This window comes from Parahoeflea alexandrii, assembly GCF_027214025.1.
Classification (GTDB): Bacteria; Pseudomonadota; Alphaproteobacteria; order Rhizobiales; family Rhizobiaceae; genus Hoeflea; species Hoeflea alexandrii_A.
Genome location: NZ_JAPWHB010000004.1, coordinates 192,064 through 219,014, shown reverse-complemented (window position 1 = coordinate 219,014; position 26,951 = coordinate 192,064). Strand labels below are relative to the sequence as shown.

Annotated in this window: 19 protein-coding genes and 1 pseudogene; 12 read left to right on the top strand and 8 right to left on the bottom strand. The window is 63.2% G+C overall.

The features are described 5' to 3' along the window. Nucleotides 1-19: 19 nt before the first annotated feature. Nucleotides 20-3,511 carry a carbamoyl-phosphate synthase large subunit gene (gene carB / locus O4H62_RS14580; protein ID WP_269388886.1) on the bottom strand — a complete coding sequence of 1,164 codons (3,492 nt, stop codon included), beginning with the start codon at nt 3,509-3,511 and terminating at the stop codon, nt 20-22. 375 nt (nt 3,512-3,886) lie between these two features. Here carB and O4H62_RS14575 point away from each other — a divergent pair, with 375 nt between their 5' ends. After that, complete coding sequence (locus O4H62_RS14575) at nt 3,887-5,086, top strand: glycosyltransferase family 87 protein (RefSeq protein WP_269388884.1); 1,200 nt, start codon at nt 3,887-3,889, stop codon at nt 5,084-5,086. A 69-nt stretch (nt 5,087-5,155) separates the two neighbouring features. On the opposite strand, the gene O4H62_RS14570 is transcribed toward O4H62_RS14575, so the two are convergent. Both O4H62_RS14570 and O4H62_RS14565 read right to left on the bottom strand, forming a co-directional pair. Next, complete coding sequence (locus tag O4H62_RS14570; RefSeq protein WP_269388882.1) at nt 5,156-5,530, bottom strand: c-type cytochrome; 375 nt, start codon at nt 5,528-5,530, stop codon at nt 5,156-5,158. A 69-nt stretch (nt 5,531-5,599) separates the two neighbouring features. Beyond that, entirely contained in the window at nt 5,600-6,487 is an 888-nt protein-coding gene (locus O4H62_RS14565; protein WP_269388880.1) for a LytTR family DNA-binding domain-containing protein, read from the bottom strand. Nucleotides 6,488-6,622: 135 nt separating this feature from the next. On the opposite strand from O4H62_RS14565, the pseudogene O4H62_RS26525 reads away from it, so the two are divergent. From O4H62_RS26525 to O4H62_RS14540, 5 genes and pseudogenes are all read left to right on the top strand, one after another. Beyond that, nucleotides 6,623-7,057 (top strand): annotated as a pseudogene (locus O4H62_RS26525) (DUF2306 domain-containing protein); the annotation flags it as partial. 573 nt (nt 7,058-7,630) lie between these two features. After that, nucleotides 7,631-8,545 carry a KPN_02809 family neutral zinc metallopeptidase gene (ypfJ, locus tag O4H62_RS14555; RefSeq protein WP_269388878.1) on the top strand — a complete coding sequence of 305 codons (915 nt, stop codon included), beginning with the start codon at nt 7,631-7,633 and terminating at the stop codon, nt 8,543-8,545. Between the two features lie 185 nt (nt 8,546-8,730). Beyond that, the gene (locus O4H62_RS14550) at nt 8,731-10,968 is read left to right on the top strand and encodes a methyl-accepting chemotaxis protein (protein ID WP_269388876.1); all 2,238 of its coding nucleotides are present in this window, start codon (nt 8,731-8,733) and stop codon (nt 10,966-10,968) included. Between the two features lie 333 nt (nt 10,969-11,301). After that, nucleotides 11,302-12,687 (top strand): MATE family efflux transporter, encoded by a 1,386-nt coding sequence (locus O4H62_RS14545; RefSeq protein WP_269388874.1) that lies wholly within the window; start codon nt 11,302-11,304, stop codon nt 12,685-12,687. A gap of 213 nt (nt 12,688-12,900) precedes the next feature. Beyond that, on the top strand, nt 12,901-14,739 hold the full coding sequence (locus O4H62_RS14540; RefSeq protein ID WP_269388873.1) for a methyl-accepting chemotaxis protein: 1,839 nt from the start codon (nt 12,901-12,903) through the stop codon (nt 14,737-14,739). Between the two features lie 141 nt (nt 14,740-14,880). On the opposite strand, the gene O4H62_RS14535 is transcribed toward O4H62_RS14540, so the two are convergent. Together O4H62_RS14535 and O4H62_RS14530 are read right to left on the bottom strand one after the other, a co-directional pair. Continuing rightward, nucleotides 14,881-15,504: a hypothetical protein gene (locus tag O4H62_RS14535; protein ID WP_269388872.1), complete on the bottom strand. Its 624-nt coding sequence runs from the start codon at nt 15,502-15,504 to the stop codon at nt 14,881-14,883. A gap of 241 nt (nt 15,505-15,745) precedes the next feature. Next, the gene (locus O4H62_RS14530; protein WP_269388871.1) at nt 15,746-16,522 is read right to left on the bottom strand and encodes a helix-turn-helix domain-containing protein; all 777 of its coding nucleotides are present in this window, start codon (nt 16,520-16,522) and stop codon (nt 15,746-15,748) included. Nucleotides 16,523-16,676: 154 nt separating this feature from the next. Between O4H62_RS14530 and O4H62_RS14525 the strand changes: the two genes are divergently transcribed. Together O4H62_RS14525 and O4H62_RS14520 are read left to right on the top strand one after the other, a co-directional pair. Further along, nucleotides 16,677-17,102, top strand: a complete 426-nt coding sequence (locus O4H62_RS14525; protein ID WP_269388870.1) for a hypothetical protein — start codon at nt 16,677-16,679, stop codon at nt 17,100-17,102. 388 nt (nt 17,103-17,490) lie between these two features. After that, nucleotides 17,491-18,747, top strand: coding sequence for a DUF2778 domain-containing protein (locus O4H62_RS14520; RefSeq protein WP_269388869.1), 1,257 nt, complete (start codon nt 17,491-17,493; stop codon nt 18,745-18,747). A gap of 12 nt (nt 18,748-18,759) precedes the next feature. Here O4H62_RS14520 and O4H62_RS14515 read toward each other — a convergent pair whose 3' ends face one another. After that, complete coding sequence (locus O4H62_RS14515) at nt 18,760-19,173, bottom strand: VOC family protein (protein ID WP_269388868.1); 414 nt, start codon at nt 19,171-19,173, stop codon at nt 18,760-18,762. Between the two features lie 104 nt (nt 19,174-19,277). Then, nucleotides 19,278-20,474: a glutamine-hydrolyzing carbamoyl-phosphate synthase small subunit gene (carA, locus tag O4H62_RS14510; RefSeq protein ID WP_269388867.1), complete on the bottom strand. Its 1,197-nt coding sequence runs from the start codon at nt 20,472-20,474 to the stop codon at nt 19,278-19,280. A 307-nt stretch (nt 20,475-20,781) separates the two neighbouring features. On the opposite strand from carA, the gene O4H62_RS14505 reads away from it, so the two are divergent. The 3 genes from O4H62_RS14505 to O4H62_RS14495 all read left to right on the top strand — a co-directional run bounded on the left by O4H62_RS14505 (nt 20,782) and on the right by O4H62_RS14495 (nt 22,731). Then, a complete protein-coding gene (locus O4H62_RS14505) occupies nt 20,782-21,231 on the top strand; it encodes a GatB/YqeY domain-containing protein (RefSeq protein ID WP_269389470.1) in 450 nt (149 codons plus the stop codon). A gap of 292 nt (nt 21,232-21,523) precedes the next feature. Beyond that, nucleotides 21,524-21,994 carry a PAS domain-containing protein gene (locus O4H62_RS14500; protein ID WP_269388866.1) on the top strand — a complete coding sequence of 157 codons (471 nt, stop codon included), beginning with the start codon at nt 21,524-21,526 and terminating at the stop codon, nt 21,992-21,994. After that, nucleotides 21,991-22,731, top strand: a complete 741-nt coding sequence (locus O4H62_RS14495) for a helix-turn-helix transcriptional regulator (protein ID WP_269388865.1) — start codon at nt 21,991-21,993, stop codon at nt 22,729-22,731. Before O4H62_RS14500 ends, O4H62_RS14495 begins: the two co-directional genes overlap by 4 nt. Nucleotides 22,732-22,748: 17 nt before the next feature. On the opposite strand, the gene O4H62_RS14490 is transcribed toward O4H62_RS14495, so the two are convergent. Next, complete coding sequence (locus tag O4H62_RS14490; RefSeq protein WP_269388864.1) at nt 22,749-24,560, bottom strand: putative bifunctional diguanylate cyclase/phosphodiesterase; 1,812 nt, start codon at nt 24,558-24,560, stop codon at nt 22,749-22,751. Nucleotides 24,561-24,919: 359 nt separating this feature from the next. Between O4H62_RS14490 and dnaG the strand changes: the two genes are divergently transcribed. After that, nucleotides 24,920-26,923 carry a DNA primase gene (gene dnaG, locus O4H62_RS14485; protein ID WP_269388863.1) on the top strand — a complete coding sequence of 668 codons (2,004 nt, stop codon included), beginning with the start codon at nt 24,920-24,922 and terminating at the stop codon, nt 26,921-26,923. Nucleotides 26,924-26,951 lie beyond the last annotated feature (28 nt).

Below are 26,951 nucleotides of genomic sequence, written 5' to 3'. Positions count from 1 at the left end.
ACCGGCCCTCATTTCATCCTCAAGCCGCCGAAAAATAGCTCTGCAGCGGGTGCACTTCGAGGTTTCCGGCCTTCAGTGCGGCGATAGCCTGGGCGGCGGACAGGCTGCCGGCCATGGTGGTGAAGTAGGGGACCTTCTGCATCAGTGCTGCGCGGCGGAGCGATTTCGAATCCGAGATGGTCTTGGCGCCTTCGGTGGTGTTGATCACCAGCTGCACTTGCCTGTTCCTGATCGCGTCCTCGATGTGCGGGCGGCCCTCGAGCACCTTGTTGACGTGCTCGACCTCGAAACCCTCGGAACGCAGATAATCGGCGGTGCCCGAAGTCGCCATCACCCTGAAGCCATTGTCGACCAGAATGCGGATGGCCTGGATCACGCGCGGCTTGTCCTCGTCGCGGACCGAGACGAACACCGCGCCCGAGCGCGGCAGGTCGACGCCGGCGCCGAGCTGCGCCTTGGCGAAGGCCAGCGCATAATCGCGATCGAGGCCCATGACCTCACCGGTCGAGCGCATTTCCGGTCCGAGCAACGTGTCGACGCCGGGGAACTTGGCAAACGGGAAGACGGCTTCCTTGACCGCGATATGGGTGAGCTTGCGGTGGTCGGGGACCGCGCCGTAGGCGGCGAAGGCGTCGGCGAGTTTCTCGCCGGTCATCACCCGGGCCGCGACCTTGGCGATCGGGGAGCCGACGGTCTTGGCGACGAAGGGCACCGTGCGCGAGGCGCGCGGGTTGACTTCGAGCACGTAGATCACGTCGTCCTTGATCGCGTATTGCACGTTCATCAGGCCGCCGACATTGAGCGCTTTCGCCAGCGCGATGGTCTGGGTCTCGAGCCGGTCGACCATCTCGGGCGACAGCGTGTGAACCGGCAGCGAGCAGGCCGAGTCGCCCGAGTGGATGCCGGCTTCCTCGATGTGCTCCATAATGCCGGTGACGTTCACCGACGTGCCGTCGCACAGACAGTCGACATCGACTTCGATGGCGTTGGTCAGGTAGCTGTCGAACAGCAGCGGGTTGGTGCCGAGCAAGGTGTTGATCTGGCCGGTCTTGTCGTTCGGGTAGCGCGCCTTGATGTCCTCGGGCACCAGTTCGGGCACGGTGCCGAGCAGGTAGTTCGACAGGTTGGCCTCGTCGCGGATGATCTGCATGGCGCGGCCGCCAAGCACGTAGGACGGGCGGACGACCAGCGGGAAGCCGATGTCGGTGGCGACCAGCCGGGCCTGCTCGACCGAATAGGCGATGCCGTTGTTGGGCTGGACCAGGTCGAGCTTGTGCAGCAGCTTCTGGAAGCGGTCGCGGTCCTCGGCAAGGTCGATCATGTCGGGTGCGGTGCCGAGGATCGGGATGCCGGCCTTTTCCAGCGCGTCGGCGAGCTTGAGCGGGGTCTGGCCGCCGAACTGGACGATGACGCCGAGCAGCGTGCCCGCTTCCTGTTCCTTGGTCAGGATCTCGAGCACGTCCTCGTCGGTCAGCGGATCGAAATAGAGCCGGTCGGAGGTGTCGTAGTCGGTCGACACGGTTTCCGGGTTGCAGTTGACCATGATCGCCTCGTAGCCGGCATCCTTCAGTGCGAAGGCGGCGTGGCAGCAGCAATAGTCGAACTCGATGCCCTGGCCGATGCGGTTGGGGCCGCCGCCGAGGATGACCACCTTGGTGCGGTCGGAGACGCGCGCCTCGCAGGCGAGGTTACCGGCAAACGGCACTTCATAGGTCGAGTACATGTAGGCGGTGGGCGAGGCGAATTCGGCGGCGCAGGTGTCGATGCGCTTGTAGACCGGCCGCACGCCCAGGGCGCGGCGGGCCTTGGCCACTTCATGGCCGCGCTTGCCGGTGAGCGAGCCGAGCCGCGCATCGGAAAAGCCCATCGACTTGATCAGCCGCAGGTTTTCGGCGTCGGTCGGCAGGCCGTGCTCGCGGATGCGGGCCTCCATGGCGAGGATCTCCTCGATCTGGGCCAGGAACCACGGATCGATCTTGCAGATCGCATGCACTTCCTCGGCGCTCATGCCGAGCCTGAGCGCCTGCGCCACCATCCTGAGCCGGTCCGGCGTCGGCGTGCCGATGGCGGCCTTGATGGCGTTGTCGTCGTCGCCTTCGCCCAGGCCGGGGATCTCGATCTCGTCGAGGCCGGTGAGGCCGGTCTCGAGCCCGCGCAGCGCTTTCTGCAGGCTCTCGGCAAAGGTGCGGCCGATGGCCATGACTTCGCCCACCGACTTCATCGCGGTGGTCAGAAGCGGCTCTGCGCCGGGGAACTTCTCGAAGGCAAAGCGCGGGATCTTGGTGACGACATAGTCGATCGAGGGTTCGAACGAGGCCGGCGTCGCGCCCTGCGTGATGTCGTTTTCCAGTTCATCCAGCGTATAGCCGACGGCGAGCTTGGCCGCGACCTTGGCGATGGGGAAGCCGGTGGCCTTCGAGGCGAGCGCCGAGGAGCGCGAGACGCGGGGGTTCATCTCGATCACCACCAGGCGGCCGTCGGCCGGGTTGACGGCGAACTGCACGTTGGAGCCACCGGTCTCGACCCCGATCTCGCGCAGCACCGCGATCGAGGCGTTGCGCATGATCTGGTATTCCTTGTCCGTCAGCGTCAGCGCCGGCGCCACGGTGATCGAATCGCCGGTGTGCACGCCCATCGGGTCGAGATTCTCGATCGAGCAGATGATGATGCAGTTGTCGGCGGTGTCGCGCACCACCTCCATCTCGTATTCCTTCCAGCCGAGCACCGATTCCTCGATCAGCACCTCGGTGGTCGGCGAGGCATCAAGCCCGCGCTCGATGATGTCGAAGAATTCCGAGCGGTTGTAGGCAATGCCGCCGCCGGTGCCGCCCATGGTGAAGGAGGGGCGGATGATGGCCGGCAGGCCGATCAGGTCGAGCGCCTGGGCGGCCTGGGCCATGGCGTGGCTCATGTAGCGCTGCTTGCGATCGGATTCGCCCAAGTTCCAGGTGTTTTCCAGCGCGTCGAGCGCGGTGTCGAGCTCGTCGCCGCTGAGCCTGGCGCGAAGTGCTGCCCGCTCGGCCTCGTGCAGCTTGCGGTCGGTGTCCTTGATCTCGGTGGCGTTGGCGAGGAACGAGCGCGGGGTCTCGAGTCCGATGCGGGCCATCGCCTCGCGGAACAGGGCCCGGTCCTCGGCCATGTCGATGGCCGCGGGCTTGGCGCCGATCATCTCGACATTGTAGCGCTCGAGCACGCCCATGCGCTTCAAGGACAGCGCGGTGTTGAGCGCGGTCTGGCCGCCCATGGTCGGCAGCAGCGCGTCGGGGCGTTCCCGCGCGATGATCTTGGCGACCACTTCAGGCGTGATCGGCTCGATATAGGTGGCGTCGGCGAGGCCCGGATCGGTCATGATCGTCGCCGGGTTCGAGTTGACCAGGATGACCCGGTAGCCCTCTTCCTTCAGCGCCTTGACGGCCTGGGTGCCCGAATAGTCGAACTCGCAGGCCTGACCGATGACAATCGGCCCTGCACCGATGATGAGGATCGACTTGATATCGGTACGTTTTGGCATGGTCCGGGTCCCTGTTGAGCAGGCTTCGCGCAAAAAGCCCCCGTCGGAGATCGATCATCCGGGAGACGCCATGCGCAATATCTGAGGCTAGACGCGGCTTATAGGGAAATGCCGGGACGGATGGAACCCCAAAACGGTGTTGTTCAAGGGAAAGTGGGTGGGCGCGGTGGAGCTTCGTGAACCGGCGTAACGCAGTGGCCAATGAAGCGAGGCTCGAACGCGGGCCGTTTGGCAGATTTCAAGTTGCTGATCGGTGCGGACCGGGAGATCCTGTCCGATTTAGTGGGCAAGTTCTCGTCCCGGCGGGCTTTTGCCTTGCTCTCCGGGTGGCTAGGCTTGTGTGTAGGTGCGGGATGATTCGAGGATGAGGCGACATTGGGCAGGGATCCGGTCAAACCAGCGCGTGGGCGCGGCTCTCCGCTGCTGCTGGCCGGGGCAGGTGGCGTCCTGGTCCTGCTTGCCGCGCTGCTGTTTGATTGGCTCGGCTCGTTTGAGCCCGGCTGGATCATCTCGACGGACCGGGACTTTGCCAATTACTGGCTGGCTTCCCGGCTGGTCTTCAGCGGCGATGCGCTCGAGATGTTCCGTGGGCACGAGGTGTATTTTGCCCAGATGCAGGCCGTCTTCGGCCCGGATGCTCCCTGGCGCAGCTGGAGTTATCCGCCGAGCTATCTGCTGCTGACATGGCCGCTCGGCCTGATGTCCTACAGTGTTTCGCTGGTCGTTTTTCTGTCTGTCACGCTCGTGCTCTACCTGCACGCGGTCTCGATCACCGCCCGGCGGGTCGAGGCAAGTGCGGCGCTGCTTCTGGTGCCCTTCATCGCGGCCAACATCATCTACGCCCAGAACGGGTTCCTGATCGGTGCGCTGATGCTCTACGGGCTCGGCCTCAGGGACACCCGGCCCTGGCTGGCGGGGCTGGCGATCGGGCTCTTGACGGTCAAGCCGCAGCTTGGGCTTCTGTTGCCGCTGCTGCTTCTTTACGAGCGGCGCTGGACCGTTATCCTCAGCGCGAGCGTGGCGACCGTGGCGCTGGTGCTGCTCTCGTCGCTCTTGTTCGGGATCGAGAGCTGGACGGGATACATTACCGAAACCGTGCCGCACCAGGCCTTTGTCATGCGCGAACTTGGCGGCAGCTTCCTGCATCTGCTGGTTTCGGTCTACGGATTGCTGCGGCTTGAAGGGATGGATGCGGCCACGGCGCTGCCGCTACATCTCGGTTTTGCAGTGGTGGCGCTCGGGGCCTATGGCCTCAGTCTGTGGCTGACGCCGGACAAGGACGCCCGGTCGCTCTGCCTTGTCATCGCCAGCCTGCTGATCACGCCCTATGCGCTGTCGTATGATCTCGGGGCGCTGTCGGCGCTGGCCGCCCTGTGGGCCTTCAGGCAGCGCTCGCCGGATTCGGCCATGGGGCCGCGGCAACTGCTGTTCTACCTGATCGCCATGCTGCCGCTGCTGCAATGGTCGGTGGCCGCGAACCTGGGCCTGTCGCTGGCGCCCATTCTGCTGAGCGCGGGCCTCGGCCTGCTGCTGTATCAGTTCCGGAACAAGCGCCCGGAAGCCGGTCCGGTCTGAGCCGGACGGCGATGGGCCAGGCTTGAGACACGATGCTGTCGCCGCAAAACCGGCCGACTGTCGTCGGGCCTACTTGCCCTGCTGCCGTTTCTGCAGATCCAGCAGCCACTCCACCACGTCGGCCTTCTCGTTGTCGAACAGGCGGAACGTGGTCATCGGGAAGTGGTCGGCCTCGAGGAACGCCTCGAACCAGGCGCGGTCGCGGCTTGGAATTGCGACCAGATCCGAATAGGGCGGGGCCATGTCGGGGGTGAGTTTTTCGCCCTCGCGGACGTGGCAGTCGCGGCACCATTCGTCGACCACCTTCTGCCCGCGCTTGACGGCGGCCTTGTCGGCCATGGCCGGGGCCGTGGCCAGCGGCAGGACCAGCGCCGCTAGCATGAGCGCGCGCATGGCGGAAACCGCCGTTGCAGCCGGGCTGCGTGATGTGTGGCTAATGCTCATCGGTCCTGTCCGTTGGTCTCGTCTTTTGCTCAGGATGGGCCAGACCGCTCGCTGCCGCAATGATCGGGATCAAGCCCCGCTGATCCGGTCGCCCCAGCGGGCGCGGACGTCCGGCATCTGGCTGCGGCTCACCGGCAGGACCTGACCGTCGGTGGTTTGCACCGTCAGCCGCGGGTTCCTGCCGCCGTCCCGGATCACCGATTTGACGCTCGTATCGGATACCCAGTGCGAGCGGTGGATCTGCTGGCCGGTGTTGCCGCCGGTCTCGGCGATGGCGTCGCCAAGCCGCATCAGCAGGAGTTCCGTGCCCCTGGTCGTCACCACCAGCACGTAGTGGTCCTGCACCTCGAGCCGGATCAGCGGGCCGCGCTTGTCCGCGGGCAGACGGTCCAGAAGTGGAGGGCGGTCCGGCAAGCCGCCAGAGACATCAGTGACAGAAGGTCGATCTGTGTTCGGTGCGGATGTTGGGGTGGAAGCGGGCTCCTGGTTCCGGTTGTCGCCGCCTTGCTTTTCCGCGGCCAGTTCGCCGGTGCTGAGGCTGAGCCAGGAAAGCAGGCAGAATCCGATGGCAATCGGCAGCGCCACCAGCACGTTCTCGGCAATCTGATCGAGGTTGAGCGGCGACTTGATCACTGCGGTGTTGATCACCGTGATCACCAGCCCAACCGGCAGGGCCGAAACAGCCCCGCCAATGAACAGGCGGGTGATCTGGTGCGGTACGCGGGCGATCAGCGCGGCCTTGACAAAAGAAATGCAGATCAGGGCTGTGGCCCAGGTAGCCGTGTTCATGGTCAGCCAGTAGCCGAGCCGTGAAACGAACGGCAGCCGTTCATAGCTGCCGAAGGGCCCGGTTACGGAGAACAGCCCGGTCACCAGCGCGAACACCAGCCAGAGCCGCGGCCGGATCAGCAGTGCGCGCAGTTCACGAAGCGTGGATTGCAGCAACGTGTCGCTCACGAAGTTCTCCGGGTCACAGGCGCATCAGGCGTTGAGGATCGGGCGGGACCATGGCCGATGGGGGCAGATTTGGCAATCGGACCGCAGGCCTTTCGGACTTTCAGCGCCTGCGGTCCACAACAACGGACCCTTGAAATGACCCTCGACCCTCTTCTCAACGCCAGCCCCGCCATCCAGTTGCATGTCGCAGCCGTCGTTCCGGCGGCGCTGATCGGCGGTGCCATTCTGATCATGCGCAAAGGCACCTACCTGCACCGGATGGCCGGACGGCTCTGGATCGCGCTGATGGTGCTGACCGCGCTGTCGAGCTTCTTCATCCACGAGATCAACCTGTTTTTCGGCTTCTCGCCGATCCACATCCTGTCGGTCGTCGTGCTGGTCAGCGCCGTCGAAGTGGTTCGCTCGGCGCGGCGGCGCAATTTCGTCCGTCACCAGCGGTTGGTCAAATCGCTCTATTTCGGCGCCATCGGCATTGCCGGGCTGTTCACGCTTCTGCCCGGACGGATCATGCACGAGGTGGTGTTCGGCACTGCGCTGGCCGAACCGGCTCAAGCCTCCGCTCCGATCGTGGCTCAGGCCGCTACCGGCGCGCCGGTCTGGGTGTGGCCGCTGCTCATGGCGCTGATCGCGCTCGGGGTCAGCCGCCTGCGCGACCGGGAGATGCCGGTCTGGCGGTTGCTGCTGCTGCCGGCGATTCTGATCGGCATTTCGATGATCACCGTGCTTATCGGCGGCTTGAACGCAGCCAGTCTCGTTGCGATGGCAACTGGCCTCGGGTTGGGAGCGATCGCCGGCTGGGCAACGATGCGCAATGTGGCGGCGATCTGCGCCGGAGACGGTCGTGTTCTGGTTAAGGGCGAATTCGTCTCGCTGATCGCCATCCTGGGAATCTTCGCCAGCCGTTTTGCCGCCGGGATCCTTTCGGCCACCGCGCCGCACATCCTGGAAACGACCGGCGTGCCGGAACTTTTCACCCTGCTGCCGGTTTTCTTCGCGGCGCTGATGGCTGCCCGTGCGCTGGCGCAGGCGGGCTACAATCCTCTCGGCGCAGTGCGTGAGCAGTCGATCCGGCAAGCAGAGTGTTGAAACTGCCGCTGGCGGCGCTTACAAGCAAGATCTAAACCCGCCGGGAGAGTTGAGATCATGGACTGGAAAGGCCGTCGCCAGAGCGACAATATCGAGGACCGGCGCGGAACGTCGTCGCGTGGCGGCAACCCCTTCGGCCGGGGTGGAATGCGGCTGCCGTCCGGCGGCATGCGCCGCTCGGGACTGAGCTTCAAGACCATCCTGATCATCGGCGTCATCTATCTTGTGCTCAAGTTCATGGGCATCGATCCGCTGCAGATGCTTGGGGGCGATCCAGGCACGGTGCTGACCGGGCAGCCATCCGGGGCGGGTAGCCAGATATCCGAGACCCGCAAGGACGAGATGACGCAATTCGTCGCCACCGTTCTGGCCGAGACGGAGGACGTGTGGAACGGGGTGATGAAATCGCAGGGCTTCGACTATCCCGAGCCCAAGCTGGTGCTGTTTTCCGGCGCGGTGGCGTCGGCCTGCGGCAACGCCAGTTCCGCGTCCGGCCCGTTCTACTGCCCCGGCGACCAGAAGGTCTATATCGACCTTACGTTCTTTGACGAACTGGCACAGCGCTTCAAGGCGTCCGGCGATTTCGCCCAGGCCTATGTGCTCGCCCACGAGGTCGGCCATCACGTGCAGAACCTGATCGGCGTGCTGCCGGAGTTCAACCGGATGCGCCAGTCCATGAGCCAGACCGAGCAGAACCAGATGTCGGTCCGGGTCGAGCTGCAGGCCGACTGCTTCGCCGGCATCTGGGGCCATTACACGGCGCAGAAGGGCATATTGGAGCGCGGCGATCTGGAAGAGGCGCTCAACGCCGCCAAACAGATCGGCGACGACACGCTGCAGCGCCGGACGCAAGGCTATGTGGTGCCCGAAAGCTTCAACCACGGCACTTCGGCGCAGCGCAAGGAGTGGTTCGCCCGCGGCTTCGAGTCGGGCCGGCTTGAAGCTTGCGACACTTTCAACAACCCGGTGTGAAATCACGAGTGCGAATTATAATCGATAATTGTTTTAGGTCCTGCTTAACTAAACGTTGGGAAGCCCCGTGAGATTCGATTGAATGATCGGCGGGTTCCAGACCTGCCCACGTCCGGCAATGGCATGAAGCCTGTTTTCGGGGTCGATGAACGGTCCCCAAACTCCAGATCCCAGGCAGGGTGCTCATGACACTTCGAACCCGCATTTTCCTTCTGGCCCCGCTTGCCATTCTCGGCATGCTGCTGGTTGGCTCGATTTTCTATTTTGGCGACAAGGTCGAGCAGGACTACCGCACTGACCTCGAGAAGATCCAGGAACTGTATATCCTCGATCAGGATCTCGAGATGTCGCTGCTGCAGGCGCGGCGGGCCGAGAAGGATTTCCTTCTGCGCAAGCGCGAGACCGATGTCAGCCGGCATGGCGAAGTCTCCTCGGCGGCCAAGGCGCAGATCCAGCGGTTGCAAAGCCTCGCTTCCCAGGGATTTTCCTCCGAGCTCGACCAGAAGGTGGCGGCGCTGGATACCGGTTTCAAGCGTTACGCCGTCACGTTCAACGAATTGGCCGAGAAGGTCCGGATCCTCGGTCTTGACGAGGAAAGCGGACTGCAGGGATCGCTGCGCGATGCCGTCAAGGAAGCCGAAACCGTGCTGGAGACGCTGGAACAGCCGGACCTCAATGTGAAAATGCTGATGATGCGGCGTCATGAAAAAGATTTCATCATGCGCGTCGAGGAGAAGTATGTCGAACGCCTCAACGATCGGGTGGCAGAATTCAAGCAGTTTCCGGCGTCGATGTTCGGTTCCGCCGGCAAACGCGATGAGGTGTTTTCGCTGATCGACAGCTACCGGGCCGATTTCCTGCAATTTGCATCCTCGACGATTGAAGAGCGCGAATTGCGGTCGCAGCTTTCTGCGGACTATGCGGAAATCGAGCCGGTGCTCTCCGAAATCCGTTCCTTCCTCTCCGAGCGTCGCGATGCCACCGCCGCGGAACTCGCTACCGCCAAGGCCAGTATCGGCAAGCTGGTGGTTCTTGTGACCGGCATCGCCATGCTGATCATCGGCGTCGTCGCCATCCTGGTTGCCCGGTCCGTCGGCAAGCCGCTGGCAGCAACCGTCTCGGCGCTGCAGGCGCTGGCGCGCGGCGAAACCGGTGTCGTCATCGAAGGCCGTGAGCGTAAGGACGAGATCGGCGGTATCGCCGTCGCCTTCGATGCCTGCCAGGCGCTTGCGGTCGAGAAGGCCCGCCGGGAACAGGAAGAAGCCAATGCACGTGACGCCGCAGAGCGCCAGCGCCACGAAGAGCAGGCGCGCCAGGACGCGGAGCGCAAGCGCAATCTGGAAACCGCCATCGGCGCGCTCGACGATGCGCTCGGCAAGCTGGCCGACGGCGACCTGACGGCGCATATCTCGCAGCCTTTCGTCGGCGAGCTCGACAGCCTTCGAACATCGTTCAACAGTTCCGTCGAAAAGCTCAGCGAGACGCTCAGCGAAATCAAAAGCAACACCGACAGCATCCTGGCCCATTCGCAGGAAATGCGCAGCGCGGTCGACGACCTGTCAAAGCGGACCGAACGGCAGGCTGCCTCGCTCGAGGAAAGTTCGGCGGCGCTCGAGGAAATCAACTCCACGGTTGCCAGTTCCGCGAGCCGTTCGCAGGACGCAAATCAGAAGGTGGTGGAAGCCAAAAGCGCGAGCGACACGTCCACCCGTGTTGTCGCGGACGCGGTGATAGCGATGGGCAACATCAAGGGCGCGTCGGAAGAAATCTCCAAGATCATCGGCGTGATCGACGAGATCGCCTTCCAGACAAACCTGCTGGCGCTCAACGCCGGGGTGGAAGCGGCCCGTGCCGGTGAAGCCGGAAAGGGCTTTGCCGTCGTCGCCCAGGAAGTCAGGGAACTGGCACAGCGCTCCGCCACCGCGGCCAAGGAGATCAAGACGCTGATCGGCAAATCCTCGGAGGCTGTCGACAGCGGTGTCGATCTGGTCAAGGCGACCGGCACTTCGCTGGCTACCATCGCGGGTCTCGTCACCGAGATCAACGAGCACATCCATTCGATCGCGACGGCGGCGAAGGAACAGTCAAGCGGTCTGCAGGAAGTCAGCACGGCGGTTAGCCAGATGGATCAGGTGACGCAGCAGAATGCCGCCATGGTGGAGGAAACCACTGCCGTCACACACCGGCTTTCCGATGAATCCGACAGGTTGACATCGCTGGTCGAGAGGTTCCGGCTTGCCGGCACAGGAGCCGCGTATGCGCGCGCGCCAGCCTCTGCTGACCGTAGGGCCACCGGTCCGGTGGCTGCGGCCAATGCTTCGGTCGCCCGGCCTTCCCCTGCGCACAAGATGGTCGCCAGGGTCAGGCAGGCGTTCTCATCCGGCGGCTCAGTGGCAGCCGAACAGGAATGGTCGGAATTCTGACCTTCCGCGCATCATCGTGTTTTCACCGCCTTGCCGGGGACCTCTGTGTCCCCGGCTTTTTTGTGCCGGAGACAATGGACGGTCGGTTGCCATGTTGCCCGTTTTCGGGGCGGCGCGGAACCGCTGTCGCCTTCACTCCGCCGCGGGCGCATCGCGGCGCACCACTTCCACCGGCGTTCGCATGATGATCTCGCGGTGCGGGAAGGGAATGTTGCACATCTGCGTCATTCCCGCCCGGCCATGGCGGGTCGCAGGGTTCGCGTGTCATCGCTTCGATGCTTGCCAAAACAGCATCCGCCGACCATAAGCGGTTCTTTGATTTTGGAGTTTTTCATGACCGAATCATCGGTGGACATTGGCAAGGATCAGCGTTGGGGTGCCCATGTCTGGGCGACGCTGGCGCTCGGCCTGCCGCTGGTCGGCACCCAGATCGCCCAGATCGCGATCGCCACCACCGATGTGGTCATGCTCGGCTGGTACGGCACCGAGGAACTGGCGGCCACGGTGCTCGGCTCGCAGGCCTTCTTCATCGTCTATATCTTCGGCGTGGGCTTTGCGAGCGCGATCCTGCCGCTGGCGGCGCAGGCCGAGGGCCGCAACGACCCCACCCATGTGCGCCGCTCGGTCAGGATGGGGATGTGGATCCTGCTGATCTACGCGGTGGTGGTGATGCCGTTGCTGTGGCTGCTGGAACCGGCGCTCATCGCGCTCGGGCAGAAGCCCGAGCTTGCGGCGCTGGCCAGCGACTACATCCGCATCGCGCAATGGGGCATGTTCCCGGCGCTGATGATGATGGCGCTGCGCTCATTCTTTGCCGCCCGCTCGCGGGCAAGCATCGTGCTGTGGTCGGCGCTGATCGGCACCCTGGTCAACGGCGTTCTCAACTACGCGCTGATCTTCGGCCATTTCGGCGCGCCGGAGATGGGCGTGCGCGGCGCGGCGGTGGCCTCGGTGATCAGTTCCACGGTGATCTTCCTGATCATGGCCGGCTGGGCGCTGCTGCATCCGGCGCACCGCGATTACCGGCTGTTCCAGCGGTTCTGGCGGCCGGAATGGCCGGCCTTCTTCGAGGTCTTCCGGCTCGGACTGCCGATCGGCTTCACCATCCTGGCCGAAGTCGGCCTGTTCATGGCCGCGTCGGTGATGATGGGCTGGCTCGGCACGGTGGAGCTCGCCGCCCACGGCATCGCCATCCAGCTCGCCTCGATCAGCTTCATGGTGCCGCTCGGCCTGTCGCACGCCGCAACCGTGCGCGTGGGCCAGGCCTATGGCCGTGGCGACATGGAGGGACTGGCGCGCGCGGCGCACACGGTGATGGGGCTCTCGGTGCTGATCGCGCTCGGCTCGGCAGCCCTGTTCTGGATCCTGCCGGAGCAGCTTATCAGCCTGTTCCTCGACGAAGCCAATGTCGATGCGGCGGACCTTCTGAAAGTGGCGGTGCCGCTGGTGCTGGTGGCTGCAGCCTTCCAGCTGGTCGATGCGGTGCAGGCGATTGCCGCGGGCCTGCTGCGCGGCATCAAGGACACCCGGGTTCCGATGATCATGGCGGTGATCAGCTACTGGCCGGTCGGCCTGTCGGCGGCCTACGGGCTGGGCTTCGGCCTGGGCTTCGGCGGCCCCGGCATCTGGGCCGGCCTCGCCATCGGGCTCGGCGTGGCGGCGGTGCTGCTCAATTTGAGGTTCGCCAACCGGCATCTGTTTCTGGATGTGAAGGGCTGAAAACCTGCACGGTGGCTGCGGGCCGGGCAGGCTGGCCTCTATTGCGTTTGCCACATCAGCTAGTTTCGCGCTTCCAGTCCGCTCTGCAAGCATGCCTTTGTCCTTGGCAAACCCGCATTTTGATGCAGTGGCGCCTGCTAGACCAGGCCATATGCGTTAAACATTAATTAGCCAAAAATAAATAAATTGTGTCGAAACTGAAGGGATAACCAAATGCCCATTTCGTTCTTGAAGTCCGGCGACCGCAAAAACATTCTCGACGCAATTGATCGCTCCCAGGCGGTGATCGAATTCAGCCTTGACGGCACAATCTTGTCCGCCAATGAGAACTTCTGCAGAGCTCTTGGCTACAGTGCCAAGGAGATCGTAGGCAAGCATCACAGAATTTTTGTGGATCCCAGAGAAGCAAACTCACCCGAATATGCAGACTTCTGGAAGAGCCTTGCTTCAGGTAAATTTGATCGTCGCCAGTACAAGCGCTTTACAAAGTCGGGTGAGGCAATCTGGATCGAGGCTTCCTACAATCCGGTGATGCGTGGTGGCAAGCCCTACAAGGTGATCAAATTCGCCACCGATATATCAGCCACGAAGCGCCGAGAGCTTGACAGCAATGGCAAACTTGAAGCGCTTTCACGGGTCCAGGCGATTATCGAGTTTACACCGGACGGCAAGATCCTGACCGCAAATGACAACTTTCTGAATACCCTTGGCTACAAACTGGAAGAAATCGTCGGCAAGCACCATTCGATCTTCTGCGATCCGTCCTACTCCGGAACGGCGGACTATGTGGATTTCTGGAAAAGCCTTTCCAGTGGCAAGTTCTTCAGCGACGAGTTCAAACGTATTGGCAAAGGCGGCAATGCGGTTCACATCCAGGCGACCTATAACCCCATTCTCGATGACACCGGGGCGGTGATGAAAGTCGTGAAATTCGCCACCAATGTGACGGGACGCGTGACAGCGATTGATGAACTGGGAAGCGGATTGGGACGGCTCGCCGACTGCAACATCCGCATGACCATTGATAAGCCATTCACGCCGGAATTCGAACATCTTCGTGACGATTTCAACATGGCGATCGGCAAATTTCAGGAAACCCTGGTCGAGGTTCTCAGGGAAACCAGCGAGCTGTCTTCCAAGAGTACGGAAATGAAGGAAAGCGCCAACAACCTCGCGCACCGGTCAGAGCAGCAGGCAGCGTCACTTGAAGAGACCTCGGCGGCGCTCGAGGAAATCACGCTTACCGTGACGGAATCGAACACGCGCACGAAAGACACGCGCAGCCTGGTTCAGGAAACGCGTACAGCAGCGTCGGAATCGGTCGAGGTGGTCAAGGCGACCGTTTCGGCGATGGGGCGCATCGAAGGGGCATCAAGCGAAATTGGCAACATCATCAGCGTCATCGATGAAATTGCCTTCCAGACCAACCTGCTTGCCTTGAATGCCGGTGTCGAGGCCGCCCGGGCCGGCGAAAGCGGAAAGGGATTTGCAGTCGTTGCGCAAGAGGTGCGCGAACTTGCCCAGCGTTCGGCGACCGCTGCAAAGGAGATTTCCGAGCTGATCGCCAAGTCCACGGTCGAGGTCAAGGAAGGCGTTCGGCTGGTCGGGGAAACGGGAACCGCGCTACATCGTATCGAGAGCTTTGTGGAATCCATCAACGGCAATGTGGAAGCTATCGCCACCACTGCCGCGAAACAGGCGACAAGCCTGACGGAGATCAATTCGGCTGTAAACTTGCTGGATCAGATGACACAGCAAAACTCTTCAATGGTCTCAGGTGTGAGTTCGGTCAGTGATGCGCTGGCGCGCGGTGCAGACCGCCTCGAGGAGTTGGTCAGCAGGTTCCAGCTGAACCGCCGTGCCGCCATTCGTGAACCGGGTTCTGCCGCATCCCGCCTGGGTGCGGAAAATCGCAATCGCTCTGCCGCAACCACATCGGGTGCCTCCGAAAGCGCAAACCCGGGGCGCGGCGCTCTACGGGCGGTCTCTCAGCCCAGGGCCATCTCAAACGGTAATACCGCTCTCAAGGACGATGCCTGGGAAGAATTCTGAGATTATCCGGTCTGTCGGGATGGCGTGATTGATCTTGTTCCCACGCCTGCGGCGGATGGAATGGCCAGACCTCTTTGAAGTGAACCGGCTCGGCCTGCCTTGGGCCGGTCCGTTGCCGTTGCCTGGGGCAGGGTCTTCGGTTTACTCGGTCTTTGCCTCGTAAACCGGCTTCCTGTAGGCGTAATTCGAGAGATAGGTGTCGGGTGGCGCCCATCCTTCGCCCATGAAGGTGGCGGCTGTTCCAGCATCGGTTGCCGGGCCGGCGATCACCGGAAAAAACGGATTTCCCGGCCTGCGGCAGCCGACATAGATTTCAGTATCTCCTGACCTGCGCGCATAAGCGTCGGCCAGAGCCTTCGCGCGGTCGAAATCCTGCTCCGAGCCAACGACCACCGAATAGTCGGTGTTCTGGGTTTGATTGGAAAAATAGTCGCACGCTGCCTTGCTGAATTGTTCGGTGAAACTGCCTTCGTCGCAGACAAGTTGACTGTCAGTTGTCTGGGCTTGTGCAGCGGATACGATTCCAAGACCAAGCGAGGCCGCGTTTACGGGGGCGGACCCAACCGCGGGCGCGGTCGCTGGATTTGCACCGGAGGGGATTCGCTCAGGCGCTGTGTAGGTAGAAACAAGGGCGGGAAATGCCGCAGCAAAAGCCAAAATGCGCAATGGCTCGGTTTCCTTGCTGAACAATCCCGAAATGCCGTCGAGAAAAACCGTGATGGCGGAAATCAGTACGTAGTAAGCAATCTCCGCTCCATTGCTCAAAAAGAATAGAGATTTAACAACTGAAATGTCATGTCTGATTTTCTTTACGCAGATGGCAGAAATTACGCCAAGTAAACCTTAAAGAAAGAGATCACGATTTTTCATATATTACTCCATTTCTCTCAGGAAGCAATAGTACACATTTTACCTTGTTTATTGATGCGATGGGGCGGCCCGTGGATCAGAACAAATGACTAGATATCGTCAAGGGCCGAGCAGTTCATGCCCTAATTGAGCGGTCTCAGCTCGCGTCGGCGGCCAGCCGAACCAGCAACTGCCGCGTCTGTTCATCCGCCGGGAACAGGTGTTCGATCCTCCAGTCGGCTAGCGCGATGTCCTCGGCGGTGGAGAACTGGCTCATCGTTGAGAAGAAGGACAGGGTCATGTCGCCAAGGCGGTAGCGTGTCGGGATCACGGCCTCGCTGCCGGCGCCCGGCGCATTCGCGGAACCATCAACGCGTCCGGCAAGCTTCGTTGCCTTCTCCTCGAGCCATTCATCGCCGCCGAGATGGGCGGATTCGGCGCGCAGGCGGTGGATCAGGTGCTGCGCCACCTCCTGCCAGTTTTCGATCAGCGCCGGCAGCCCGGTCTCGTCGAGCAGCGCTTCCACCAGGTTCGCGTCGGCTGACAGTCCGAGGTGGCCGAGCATCAGCCTGGCCATGGGATTGGTCCGGACGATGGTCCAGCGGCGGTCGAGAACCATGGCCGGGTAGGGCATGTGCCTTTCCAGCATCCAGTCGAGCGCCGAGGCGATCGGGCCCATCTCGGCCTCGTCCATCGCCCGTGTGCGGTAGCTCGGTGCGAAGCCCGCCGCGTGGAGCATCGTGTTGCGCGAGCCGCGCGGCACGTCGAGAACGCCGCCGAGATTGAGCACCATGGCGCGGCTGGGGCGGGCGCGGCCGGTTTCGAGAAACGAGATGTGCCGCGCCGAGACATTGGCGCTGAGCCCAAGGTCGAGTTGGCTGAGCTTGCGCGCCTCGCGCCAGTGCCTGAGCAGGTCTCCGAATTGCGTGGTCATCGCCGCCTCCTTTGCCGCCGGTTGCAGTGCTCGTTGCAGCAGCCCGCTGTGGCCCATCATAGAGCGGCGGCAAGGCCTGTCACTTACCTTCAAGGTAATTGCGCAGCGTCGGGCAGGGCGCTCTCATGGCACGGTCAACAAGGGAGTTTTCGACATGGACATCGCACATACCCAAACCTGGCTCAAGGCCGCCGCGGCCGTCGTCATCGGCTTCGGGCTGCTTCTGGTCGCCGGCGCCTGGCCGCCGCTCTCCGCGCCGGTGGCGATGCTCGCGGATCTGTTGATCTGGCCGCTGGATGGGCTGCAAACGCTGGCAGCGCCCGAAACCCGCGTCTTCATGGCGATTTCCGGCGGCGTCATGGTCGGCTGGGGCGTGACGCTGTGGAAACTGGCGGAGCATCTGCTGCCCGCGCACCTGGCGAGCGTCCGCTCGATCACCATGACCGGGCTCTACAGCTGGTTTGCGGTGGATTCGATCGGGTCGATCGCAGCCGGCGTGCCGCTCAACGCTCTCGCCAATGTCAGCTTCGTGGTGCTGTTCGTGCTGGTGTTCCGGCAGCCGCGCCAGGCCCACGCCTGAGCGTTCCCCCGGTCTTGCCAACAGCCGCGGCGGGCATCCCCTGCCGCGGTCAGTCCGGCCGCGCGCGCCCGGGCGGTGTCGATGCGGCCACAGTCTGGCCGAATTCGCGTGGTTAGTGACGGTCTCGCAGGAAGGGGTTCGACAGCCATTCCTTAACCATACGCAGCTATTCTGGTCAGTGACCTGGATCAAGGCCTGCATGGCCCGAATCTGCGAAGGTTGGTGGCAGATGGCTGGTTGGCGCGGGCCACCCGAAGGCGCGGTCGCCGGCGTGGATGGAGCGCTTTTCTCGCGCCGTGGCCGGTCGCTGACAACGGCGCGCTGACAACGGCATAGACACGTGGGGACGATATTCTTGACCGATGGCGTTTGTGGTTCGCGAATCCGCTTGACCGGACTTCCCTTTGTCGCGCCTGCCGCGGCGATGCTCGGCATCGTGGCGTGGCTTGCGGCGACATCGCTGCTGGCCGAGGGATCTTCCCAATTGACCGCCGCCTTCGTCGCCTTGCCCGCCTCGCTGCACACCTCGACGCCGGCGACCGTCCATACCGGCGCGTTTGATCCGGGCCGTGCCCACAAGCAACCGCGTGTCGCGCTGGCTTCGCGCTCCCTGGCAGATCGCGACGCCTTAAAGCCGGGTGCCATGCCGCTTCTCGCCGACATTGATCCGCAGCGTCTTTCCGGAACCGGACTGCTGGAGCAGGCCTCGACCGTCTTTCACGACACCTGGACTTCCGGCGTTCCCGTCAAGGGCGAGCCAATGCGCGCGGCCGGCGCGATTGCGCCGCAGGTCTCGCACTGGGATCAACGGACAGGGCCGGCGCCCATGCCCGACACACGGGATCCGTTCTCCTCGGCGATCCTGATCGCCCTGGCGCTGGCCGAAATCGACGATGAGACCGATGGGTCCGGCAGGGCCGGGGCGCGCGGCGGCGACGCGGCGGCCGCCGCCGATGGCGATAACGATGCCGATGGCGACATGGCGCTGGCCATGGCCATTCCCGTGCCGGAACCCCGTCCGCGGATCGCGGAACGCGCCGGCGCAGATGCGGCGACGCCGCAGCCCGAAATCGCTCCGGCGCCGCGCCCGGCGCGGTCCACCGCGAAGAAAGAGACGTCCGGCGTCCTGGCCTATGCGAACCCGGATGTGGCCAATGAGGAGGCGACACCGGGCGGGATTTTCGGCCGGCTGTTCGGCGGGCAGGGCGGCAAACGGCTTCCCGGCCCCGGGTCCAAGGTGGCCGTCTACGATATCGGCTCGGCAACGGTCCACATGCCCAATGGCGAAAAGCTCGAGGCGCATTCCGGCCTGGCGCACATGCAGGACGATCCGCGCTATGTCACCGCCAAGAACCGCGGTCCCACGCCGCCCAATCTCTACAATCTGCGGATGCGCGAGAGCCGCTTCCACGGCGTCGAGGCCATCCGTCTCCTGCCCGCCGACGGCCGCAAGAAATACGACCGCGACGGCCTGCTGGCGCACACCTACATGTATGTGGGCGGTGGCGACCGCTCGCAGTCCAACGGCTGTGTGGTCTTCAAGAAATACGAGCGCTTCCTGACCGCCTTCAAGAACGGCGAGGTCGAGCGGCTGATTGTCGTGCCAAATATGGAAGAACTGCCGACCTACCTGGCAGCACTATAGGCCCGGCAGCGGTCAGTCCGGACGGCCGGACTCGTTGCGGTCGTTGCAGTAGAGCGCGATCTTGTTGCCCTGCGGATCGCGCAGATAGCCTACGTAGAATTGCGCGCTGTAGGCGGCGCGGAAGCCGGGCGCGCCCTCGTCCCGCCCTCCCGCCGCAAGCGCTGCGGCGTGAAGCTCGCGGACCATGGCCTGGGTCGGGACCTGGAACGCCACCATGACGCCGTTGCCGGTGGAGGCCGGCTGCCCGTCAAAGGGCGGCTTGACGTAGAAATCGGGTGGTTCGTGCCCCTGGCCGGTGGCGGGTATCGAGTAGCTCAAGCCTTCATGCGAGATTTCGAGGCCGTAGCCGAGGCGCGGCAGGAAGGCCGAGTAGAAGTTCTCGGCAAGTGCCAGATCATCGGCGCCGACCGTGACGTAGCCAATCATCGTGCCTCTCCATTCGTCGAAACAGGCCGGCCCGGCCCGGTCAAGCTCAGCCCGCGCGGGCAATCGATGCTGACCCTGATCAGCCCAAGAGCCTGCTTCCAGGCTCAGCGCTCGGCCAGCGCCGGCAGGCCCTTGCGGTCCGCCACCATGTTCATGAAGCGGCGGAACAGGTAGTGGCTGTCCTGCGGGCCGGGCGAGGCTTCCGGGTGATGCTGGACCGAGAAGACCGGCTTGCCGACCAGCCGCAATCCACAGTTGGAGCCGTCGAACAGCGAGACGTGGGTTTCCTCCACGCCCTCGGGCAGGCTCTTGGCGTCGACCGCGAAGCCGTGGTTCATCGACACGATCTCCACCTTGCCGGTGGTGTAGTCCTTGACCGGGTGATTGGCGCCGTGGTGGCCCTGGTGCATCTTCACGGTGGTGCCGCCCAGCGCCAGCGCCAGGATCTGGTGGCCAAGGCAGATGCCGAAGATCGGAAGGCCGCTGTCGATCAGCTTGCGGATCACCGGCACGGCGTATTCGCCGGTCGCTGCCGGGTCGCCGGGGCCGTTCGACAGGAACACGCCATCGGGCGACATGGCGAGAATGTCCTCGGCGCTCATGGTGGCGGGCACCACGGTGACCTTGCAGCCAAGACCCGAGAACAGCCGCAGGATGTTGCGCTTGACGCCGTAATCGATGGCGACGATGTGGGCGATGGGTTCGCCGGCTTCGGCAAAGCCTTCGTCCCAGACCCAGGGGCCTTGCGTCCAGCTTGACGACTGGCCCGATGTTGCCTCCTTGGCGAGGTCGAGGCCTTCCAGTCCGCTCCATTCCGCCGCCTGGGCGGTCAGCGCATCGATGTCGAAATTGCCCGACGGATCATGTGCGATGACGGCATTGGGCGCGCCGTTCTCGCGGATCCAGGCGGTCAGCGCGCGGGTGTCGACGCCCGAGAGCCCGATGATGCCGCGAGCCTTGAGCCAGGCGTCGAAGTGCCCGGCGGAGCGGTAGTTGGAGGGATCGGTGATGTTGGCCTTGAAGACCGCGCCGACCGCGCCGATGTGGGCGGCAGGGGTGAGATCCTCGATGTCCTCGTCATTGGCGCCGATGTTGCCGATATGCGGAAAGGTGAAGGTGACGATCTGCCCGAGATAGGACGGGTCGGTGAGGATTTCCTGGTATCCGGTCAGCGCGGTGTTGAAGCAGACCTCGGCGCGGGCCTGGCCGGTGGCGCCGACGCCATGGCCCCGGATAACGGTGCCGTCGGAGAAAACCAGGACAGCGGTCGGTTTCGTCTCGGTCCAGGGGTTCGTGGTCATGTCAACTCCGTTCACAGCTGGGAAGCCGGTCTATTGCCGGGCCGAGGCCCCTTGATGTATTATCGGGGCATCGCCATTTAAGATGTCCGGAAACCACCCGCGGTCAGCAGTTCCCGCGATGGATGGATCTTGGCCCGGTCTTTCAAATGCCGGTAAATAGAGAAGGTGCAAGCCGCGGTCAATCAGGACCGTGGCGTGACGCCTTCAATAAATCGCTTGAACAGGATGCAGCCAAAGGGGTAATCCTCTGCTCCTGCATATGCAGGCCCGAGAGGGCCGACAAGGAACTGCCGGAGATAGTTACATGATGCGTGAACGTTTTAGCGAAACGCTCAAGGATGCGATTCGCGCCAAGGATACGCGACGTATGTCGACGCTGCGGCTGATCCAGGCGGCGATCAAGGATCGTGATATCGCCAATCGCGGCACTGGCAAGGATCCCGTCAGCGACGAGGACATTCTCCAGATCCTGACCAAGATGATCAAGCAGCGCGAGGAATCGGCCGCGATCTACGAAGAAAATGCCCGGCTCGAGCTTGCCCAGCAGGAGCGGGATGAAATTGCCATCATCCGGCAGTTCCTGCCACAGCAGCTGCCGGAAGAGAAAGTGCGTGAATTGTGCAAGTCGGTGGTGACTGAAACCGGGGCTTCGGGTCTGCGCGACATGGGCAAGTGCATGAATGTGCTCAAGGAGCGTTATCCGGGGCAGATGGATTTCTCCAAGGCCTGCGGCATGGTCAAGGGCCTGTTGCAGTAGGCTGCGTCCTTGTGCCGGGAGCAAGAGCATCCTGCGGTCGGGCGGAATCGCCCGACGGTAGAAAAGATGCTCTTGGTCCAGGCGACAGGGCGTCCCCTGTAGGTCCAGGGGAAGGCGGAGGTACGGGGATGTTTGCGGTAATTGGGTGAGGGGCAGATCACCGTCTGCTGATGGCGGGCATACCCTTAATTTCTGGGAGTATCCCCGATCAACACTCGCCTATAACCGGTGACCTTCTGCATGCGGTTGATTCGCTCGTCAAAGTCGACCCAAACCGCGGATAGGACAAGACATGATGCTCAATACGGCTTCGCACATCCATTTTGATCACGTTGATCGTCGTTTTCCCGAACAGAGCTGGGATCACGTCGGTGTCTCCAGTGACGAAGTTGTGGATCTGCTTGGTTCCATCGTGCCGTTGGGGATCTGGCGGCTGGATATCGCGACGGGACTGGTGTTCTGGTCCGAGGATGCGGCGCGGATTCACGGCATGGAGACTGCTTCGCCGTCGGTCAGCCTGGTCCAGATGCTGGCCTGCTACCATCCCGAAGATGCTGCCGTGGTCGAGGCATTGCTGGAATCAGCGACAACCCGGCGCAACGGCTTCCGTTTTGTCATGAGGGTGAAGGGGAGCTCCGGATCTCATCGGCTGATTGCCGTGGCCGGACGTTTCCGGGCTGACCAGGGCGGTGAACTGATCGGATATTGCCATGAGTACCAAGACATGGTGCGCGCGGTGGTTCTGGAAGGGGAGGGGCCGTGACCTTTTTCCAAAACCCGGCCTATTCCACCCAGCCATTCGATGTGATCCGGGACATCCGGACCATCTTCGATGCCATGCAGGTGCTGCGCAAGGTTTGCCTGAGCTACGGGTTTCGCTATTTTTCCGTGATCACCCTGCCCTCGGCTGCCTCGGGTGACGACAGCTCGATAGCCAGCATGGCGACGATCTCAAGCTGGCCACCCGAACTGATCGCAGATTACGACCGGTTGGGCCTTGCCAGGAACAGCCCGATCCTGGACCAGTTGCGCAAGCAGATCACGCCGCTTGTGTTCGAGGTCGGGGATGTCAACAGCAAACGTCCAGGCGAAGAGCCGGAAAACGCCAACCAGCTGTTTGGCCGCTTCGACCTGACAATGGGCGTGTATTTTCCGGTCCATGACACCCATGGCCTGCGTCACGCGGTTTCCTTCATGGGCGACCGTGATCCGCTGTCGACAGAGGAGTTGTCGACGCTTTCGCTGTTCGCCACCATGCTGATCGAACAGATCTCGAGGATCAGCATGGCTGATCATGCGGCGAAATCGGTTCTCAACGACCGCGAGGTCGAAATTCTCAAATGGACCGCCGAAGGCAAGACCAGTCCGGAGATCGCGCGGATCACCGGATTGTCGGAACATACCGTCAACCACTACGCCACGATCGCCACCAAGAAGCTTGGCTGCTCCAACCGGACCCAGGCCGTGGTCTACGCGATCCGTCTGGGTCTGTTCAAATAGGACAGGCTGGCCGCTGACTAGCTTGCAGCCAGCCTGTCCTGCGCCGCCGGTACCTGCATGAGGCCGCCGCCGGCAGCTGCCCGGTGAAATGCGTCCTGCACCGGATTTCGGGTTCTGAGGTCTTTCCACGCGTCGAAGTCGCTGCGCTTCATCGGTTTCGAGAAGAAGAAGCCCTGGATTTCATCGCATCCGAGCTGTGCGGCCGCGGCTACTTGCCCCGGAGTTTCGGTCCCCTCGACCACGATCCCGCATCCGAGATTCTTGCCAAGCTGGATGATGGCCCTGGACACTTCCCGTGCCTTGCCCTCGCTATCGATGCCGGAAACGAATGAGCGATCGACTTTCAGAATGTCGAACTTCAGGCCGCTGAGCTGCGCCAGGTTCGAGTAGCCCGTGCCAAAATCGTCAATGGCGATACGGACCCCGACAGCCCTGAGCGCCTTGATATGGTCGGCGACGCCGGCGATGTTGGTGTGAGCGATTGTTTCGGTGATCTCGATGGTGACGAGATCGGCCGGGCATCGATGTTCCCCCAGTATGGCGATGACCAGATTCGAGAAATCCGCACTCTTGAATTGCTCGATGGAGACATTGATCGAGACTTCGGTCGGCTGGCCGGCGCGGTGCCATTCGGCGCACTGGGATACGGCTTCCTCCAGCACGATCAGGCCGATGTCACCGATAAGCCCGGTCATTTCGGCAATCTCTATGAACTCGCCGGGTCCCACGACGCCGCGCTCCGGGTGGTTGAGCCGGACCAGCGCCTCGACGCCGGTCACGGTCCAGTCACGGGCACTGACCTTGGGCTGGTAATAGACCTCGAACTGGCCATCGGCGATTGCGGTGCGAAGGTCGCGCTCCATGGTTTCGCGGGACTTTATGACTTCGAGCATCCAGGGTTGAAACAGGGCGGTCTTCTGCGCTTCCGACAGGGTCAGGGAATTGTTGCAGGCTAGGGCCGCGTATTGCGTGACCTTGGTGGCCGACGCCGAATGTTGCGGGTACTGGGCGATGCCGATGGCGATGGCGGGATGAAACTGGCGTCCGGAAGCCTTGACGCCGCCTGCCAGCGCGGTGTGCAGCCGGTTTGCCACCGCCGCGATCCCGTCCGGGTCGGTCAGGCCTGGCACCGACAGCACCAGTTCCGTTCCCCCGAACCGCGCCAGGACCGGTTCGCGGACGGCCTCTTCGCTGCCTGAGTTGCGAAGGTTTGCGCCATGGCCGTCGCAGGGCGAGGCCTCGACCAGCAGGCTCGCGATCGTCTTGAGAAGCTGGTCGGATGTTTCATGGCCGAACCGGTCGTTGATCTTGCGCAGGTCAATCACGTCGATAAAGAACACCGATCCGCTTGCCGGTGCTCCGTCGGCGTCGATGAAGCCCGTCTGTCGCTCAAGCAGGGTCTGGAACCGGTGCCGGTTGGGAAGGCCGGTGATCAGGTCGTGATTGGCCAGTTGACGGATTTCGGTCGTCGAGGCCTGCAAGCGACTGACCATCGAGCGCATGCTGGCACCAAGTTCGCCGATCTCGCAGGAACAGTCGACCGGCACGTTCACGTCCAGTCGTCCCTCTGCGACCTTCCTGGCGACGTCGGTCAGATTGCGGATCGGACCGGTCAGCCTGCGGCTCATCAAGGCCATCAGGATCGCGGTCACGATGAGAGCGGCAATCGCCATTCCCATGTGGAGTGCCGTGTCCGATACGCTGTGCTCGGAAAGAAAAGGTATGGTCGCCAAGCTCAGGCAAACGGCTGCCAGGGCGACGTAGATCGTTGTCAGTCTGAATCCGAGGGAGTTGGTGCCGATGCCGTACTGTACCGTTTTTTTGGCCATGGACGCCGCCCCGAGGCGTGAACTCGGCATATCGCCGGCCCGCACTCATTTGAGATTACCCTGAACATGCCGGTTCTCGCGGCTTGGCGATGGCCGGCGGCATCATGACCGCGGTTTGCTTTTCCATTGCTCCGGGCAATTTGTAAGGGCAAATGATTTATTTGCATTTTCTAATATGCGTAAAGTTTTAGATATCGGTGCGTTTTTAGCCGACAAAGTGCGATAACGGATCGCAGGCGGCCCGACCGGTGTGCATAACGGGGAGTGAGGCGCCAAGATCTTTGCCAGCGCCGATGGCCATGCCTATATAGACGCGATCTTCAACCCGTTCCTGCCCAGCGCCCGGAGGCTTGCCGATATTGCGGTTCTCACCGTCCTTTCTTGACGACATTCGCGAACGCGTTCCGATTTCGGACGTGATCGGCCGGCATGTGACCTGGGACCGGAAGAAAACCAACACTTCGCGTGGCGACTGGTGGGCTTGCTGCCCGTTCCATGGCGAGAAATCACCGAGCTTTCACTGCGAAGACCGCAAGGGCCGCTATCATTGTTTCGGTTGCGGCGTGTCGGGGGATCATTTCAAGTTTCTCACCGAGCTCGAAAGCCTGAATTTTCCCGAGGCGGTGCAACGCGTGGCCGATATGGCCGGCATTCCGATGCCGGTGCAGGACCCGCAGGAAGCGCGGCGCGAACGCCAGCGCGCCAGTCTCGAGGATGTCATGGAAATGGCGGCTTCGTTCTTCGAAAACCAGCTGCAGGGCCCGCAGGGCGCCAAGGCGCGGGCCTATCTGCGCGACCGCGGGCTGTCGGGACGCACGATCGCCGCCTTCCGCCTTGGCTACAGCGCCGACAGCCGCAGCGCGCTCAAGGAACACCTTGCCTCGCGCGGCGTCGACAAGGACCAGATCGAGGCCTGCGGGCTGGTGGTGCACGGGCCCGAGATCGCGGTCTCCTATGACCGCTTCCGTGACCGGATCATGTTCCCGATCCTGTCGGCGCGCGAGCGGGTGATCGCGTTCGGAGGCCGGGCGCTGTCGCCCGGTGCGCCGGCCAAGTATCTCAATTCCAACGAGACTGAGCTCTTCCACAAGGGCAACGTGCTCTACAATTACGCCCGCGCCAGGCGCGCCTGCGGCCAGGACGGCACGCTGATCGTGGTCGAGGGCTACATGGATGTGATCGCGCTGGCGCAGGCGGGCATCGACAATGTGGTGGCGCCGCTCGGCACGGCGCTGGGCGAAAACCAGCTCAAGCTGCTCTGGCGGGTGACGCCGCAGCCGGTGCTGTGCTTTGACGGCGACGAGGCCGGCCAGCGCGCCGCCCACCGCACCGTCGACCTGGCCCTGCCGCATATCGCGCCGGGCAGGTCGCTGAGGATCGCGGTGCTGCCGCCGGGCAAGGATCCCGACGATCTGGTCCGCCATGACGGACGCACGCCGTTCGACCAGGTGATCACCTCGGCGCGGCCGCTGGCCGATGTGGTGTGGTCGCGTGAGGCCGGCGGCGGCGTGTTCGAGACGCCCGAAAGCCGCGCCGAGCTCGAGGCGAAACTCAGGCAGACCACGTCGCTGATCGCGGATGAAAGCCTCCGGCGGCATTACCAGCAGGACATGCGCGACCGCATGCAGGCGTTTTTCGGCGGCGGGCCCCGCTACGGCAACCGCGACCAGGGCAAGCCCGGCGGCGGTTCCTACGGGCGTGGCGGCTTTGACCGGGGAGGCGGGCGCGGCGGCCGTCCGGGCGAGGGACGCGGCGGCGGGCCGCAGTCGGCGCGCATCATGGCCGTTTCCGAGCGGCTGACCCAGTCGGGGCTGGTGCGGGGTCACGGCGCCATGCCGTCGCTCAGGGAGACCGTGCTGGTGATGACGGTGGCCAACCACCCGCAGATGCTTCACGACGAGTTTGACGAGCTGGCCGCACTCGAGTTCGACGACAAGGGCCTGATGCGGGTCTGGCAGGTGATGCTCGACGCGGCCTCGGTTGGCGGCCGGTTTGACCGCGAGCGGCTCTATGCGGCGCTCGAGGCAGACGGGCAGGGCGACTTCATCGCCCGGCTCGAGGCGCAGATCCGCAACGCGCGGATCTGGACGGCCACCGTGGAAGCGGCGGCGGAAGACGCGCGCGAGGGCTACCAGCAGGCGCTGTCGCTGCACAAGCGCACCCGCGCGCTCAAATGGCAGAAGGCCGAACTGGAGCGCGATATCGCCGAGGCCACGGAAGCCGGCGACGGCGAAGCGATCCCGGGACTGATGCTGGCGTTGCAGGAAGTCCAGCTCGAAGTGGCGCGGCTTGAAAACCAGGAAGCCATCATCGACGGGTTCGGCGTCATGTCCGGCCGCATCAAGGGCGGCCGCGGTAGCTGAGCCTGACGCCGTCTGGCGCAATTCGGAC

Coding starts and splice junctions, on each gene's coding strand:
- carB (WP_269388886.1), bottom strand. CDS start 3,511: ATGCCAAAACGTACCGATATCAAGTCGATCCTCATCATCGGTGCAGGG.
- O4H62_RS14570 (WP_269388882.1), bottom strand. CDS start 5,530: ATGAGCATTAGCCACACATCACGCAGCCCGGCTGCAACGGCGGTTTCC.
- ypfJ (WP_269388878.1), top strand. CDS start 7,631: ATGGACTGGAAAGGCCGTCGCCAGAGCGACAATATCGAGGACCGGCGC.
- O4H62_RS14550 (WP_269388876.1), top strand. CDS start 8,731: ATGACACTTCGAACCCGCATTTTCCTTCTGGCCCCGCTTGCCATTCTC.
- O4H62_RS14545 (WP_269388874.1), top strand. CDS start 11,302: ATGACCGAATCATCGGTGGACATTGGCAAGGATCAGCGTTGGGGTGCC.
- O4H62_RS14540 (WP_269388873.1), top strand. CDS start 12,901: ATGCCCATTTCGTTCTTGAAGTCCGGCGACCGCAAAAACATTCTCGAC.
- O4H62_RS14530 (WP_269388871.1), bottom strand. CDS start 16,522: ATGACCACGCAATTCGGAGACCTGCTCAGGCACTGGCGCGAGGCGCGC.
- O4H62_RS14525 (WP_269388870.1), top strand. CDS start 16,677: ATGGACATCGCACATACCCAAACCTGGCTCAAGGCCGCCGCGGCCGTC.
- O4H62_RS14515 (WP_269388868.1), bottom strand. CDS start 19,173: ATGATTGGCTACGTCACGGTCGGCGCCGATGATCTGGCACTTGCCGAG.
- carA (WP_269388867.1), bottom strand. CDS start 20,474: ATGACCACGAACCCCTGGACCGAGACGAAACCGACCGCTGTCCTGGTT.
- O4H62_RS14505 (WP_269389470.1), top strand. CDS start 20,782: ATGCGTGAACGTTTTAGCGAAACGCTCAAGGATGCGATTCGCGCCAAG.
- O4H62_RS14500 (WP_269388866.1), top strand. CDS start 21,524: ATGATGCTCAATACGGCTTCGCACATCCATTTTGATCACGTTGATCGT.
- O4H62_RS14490 (WP_269388864.1), bottom strand. CDS start 24,560: ATGGCCAAAAAAACGGTACAGTACGGCATCGGCACCAACTCCCTCGGA.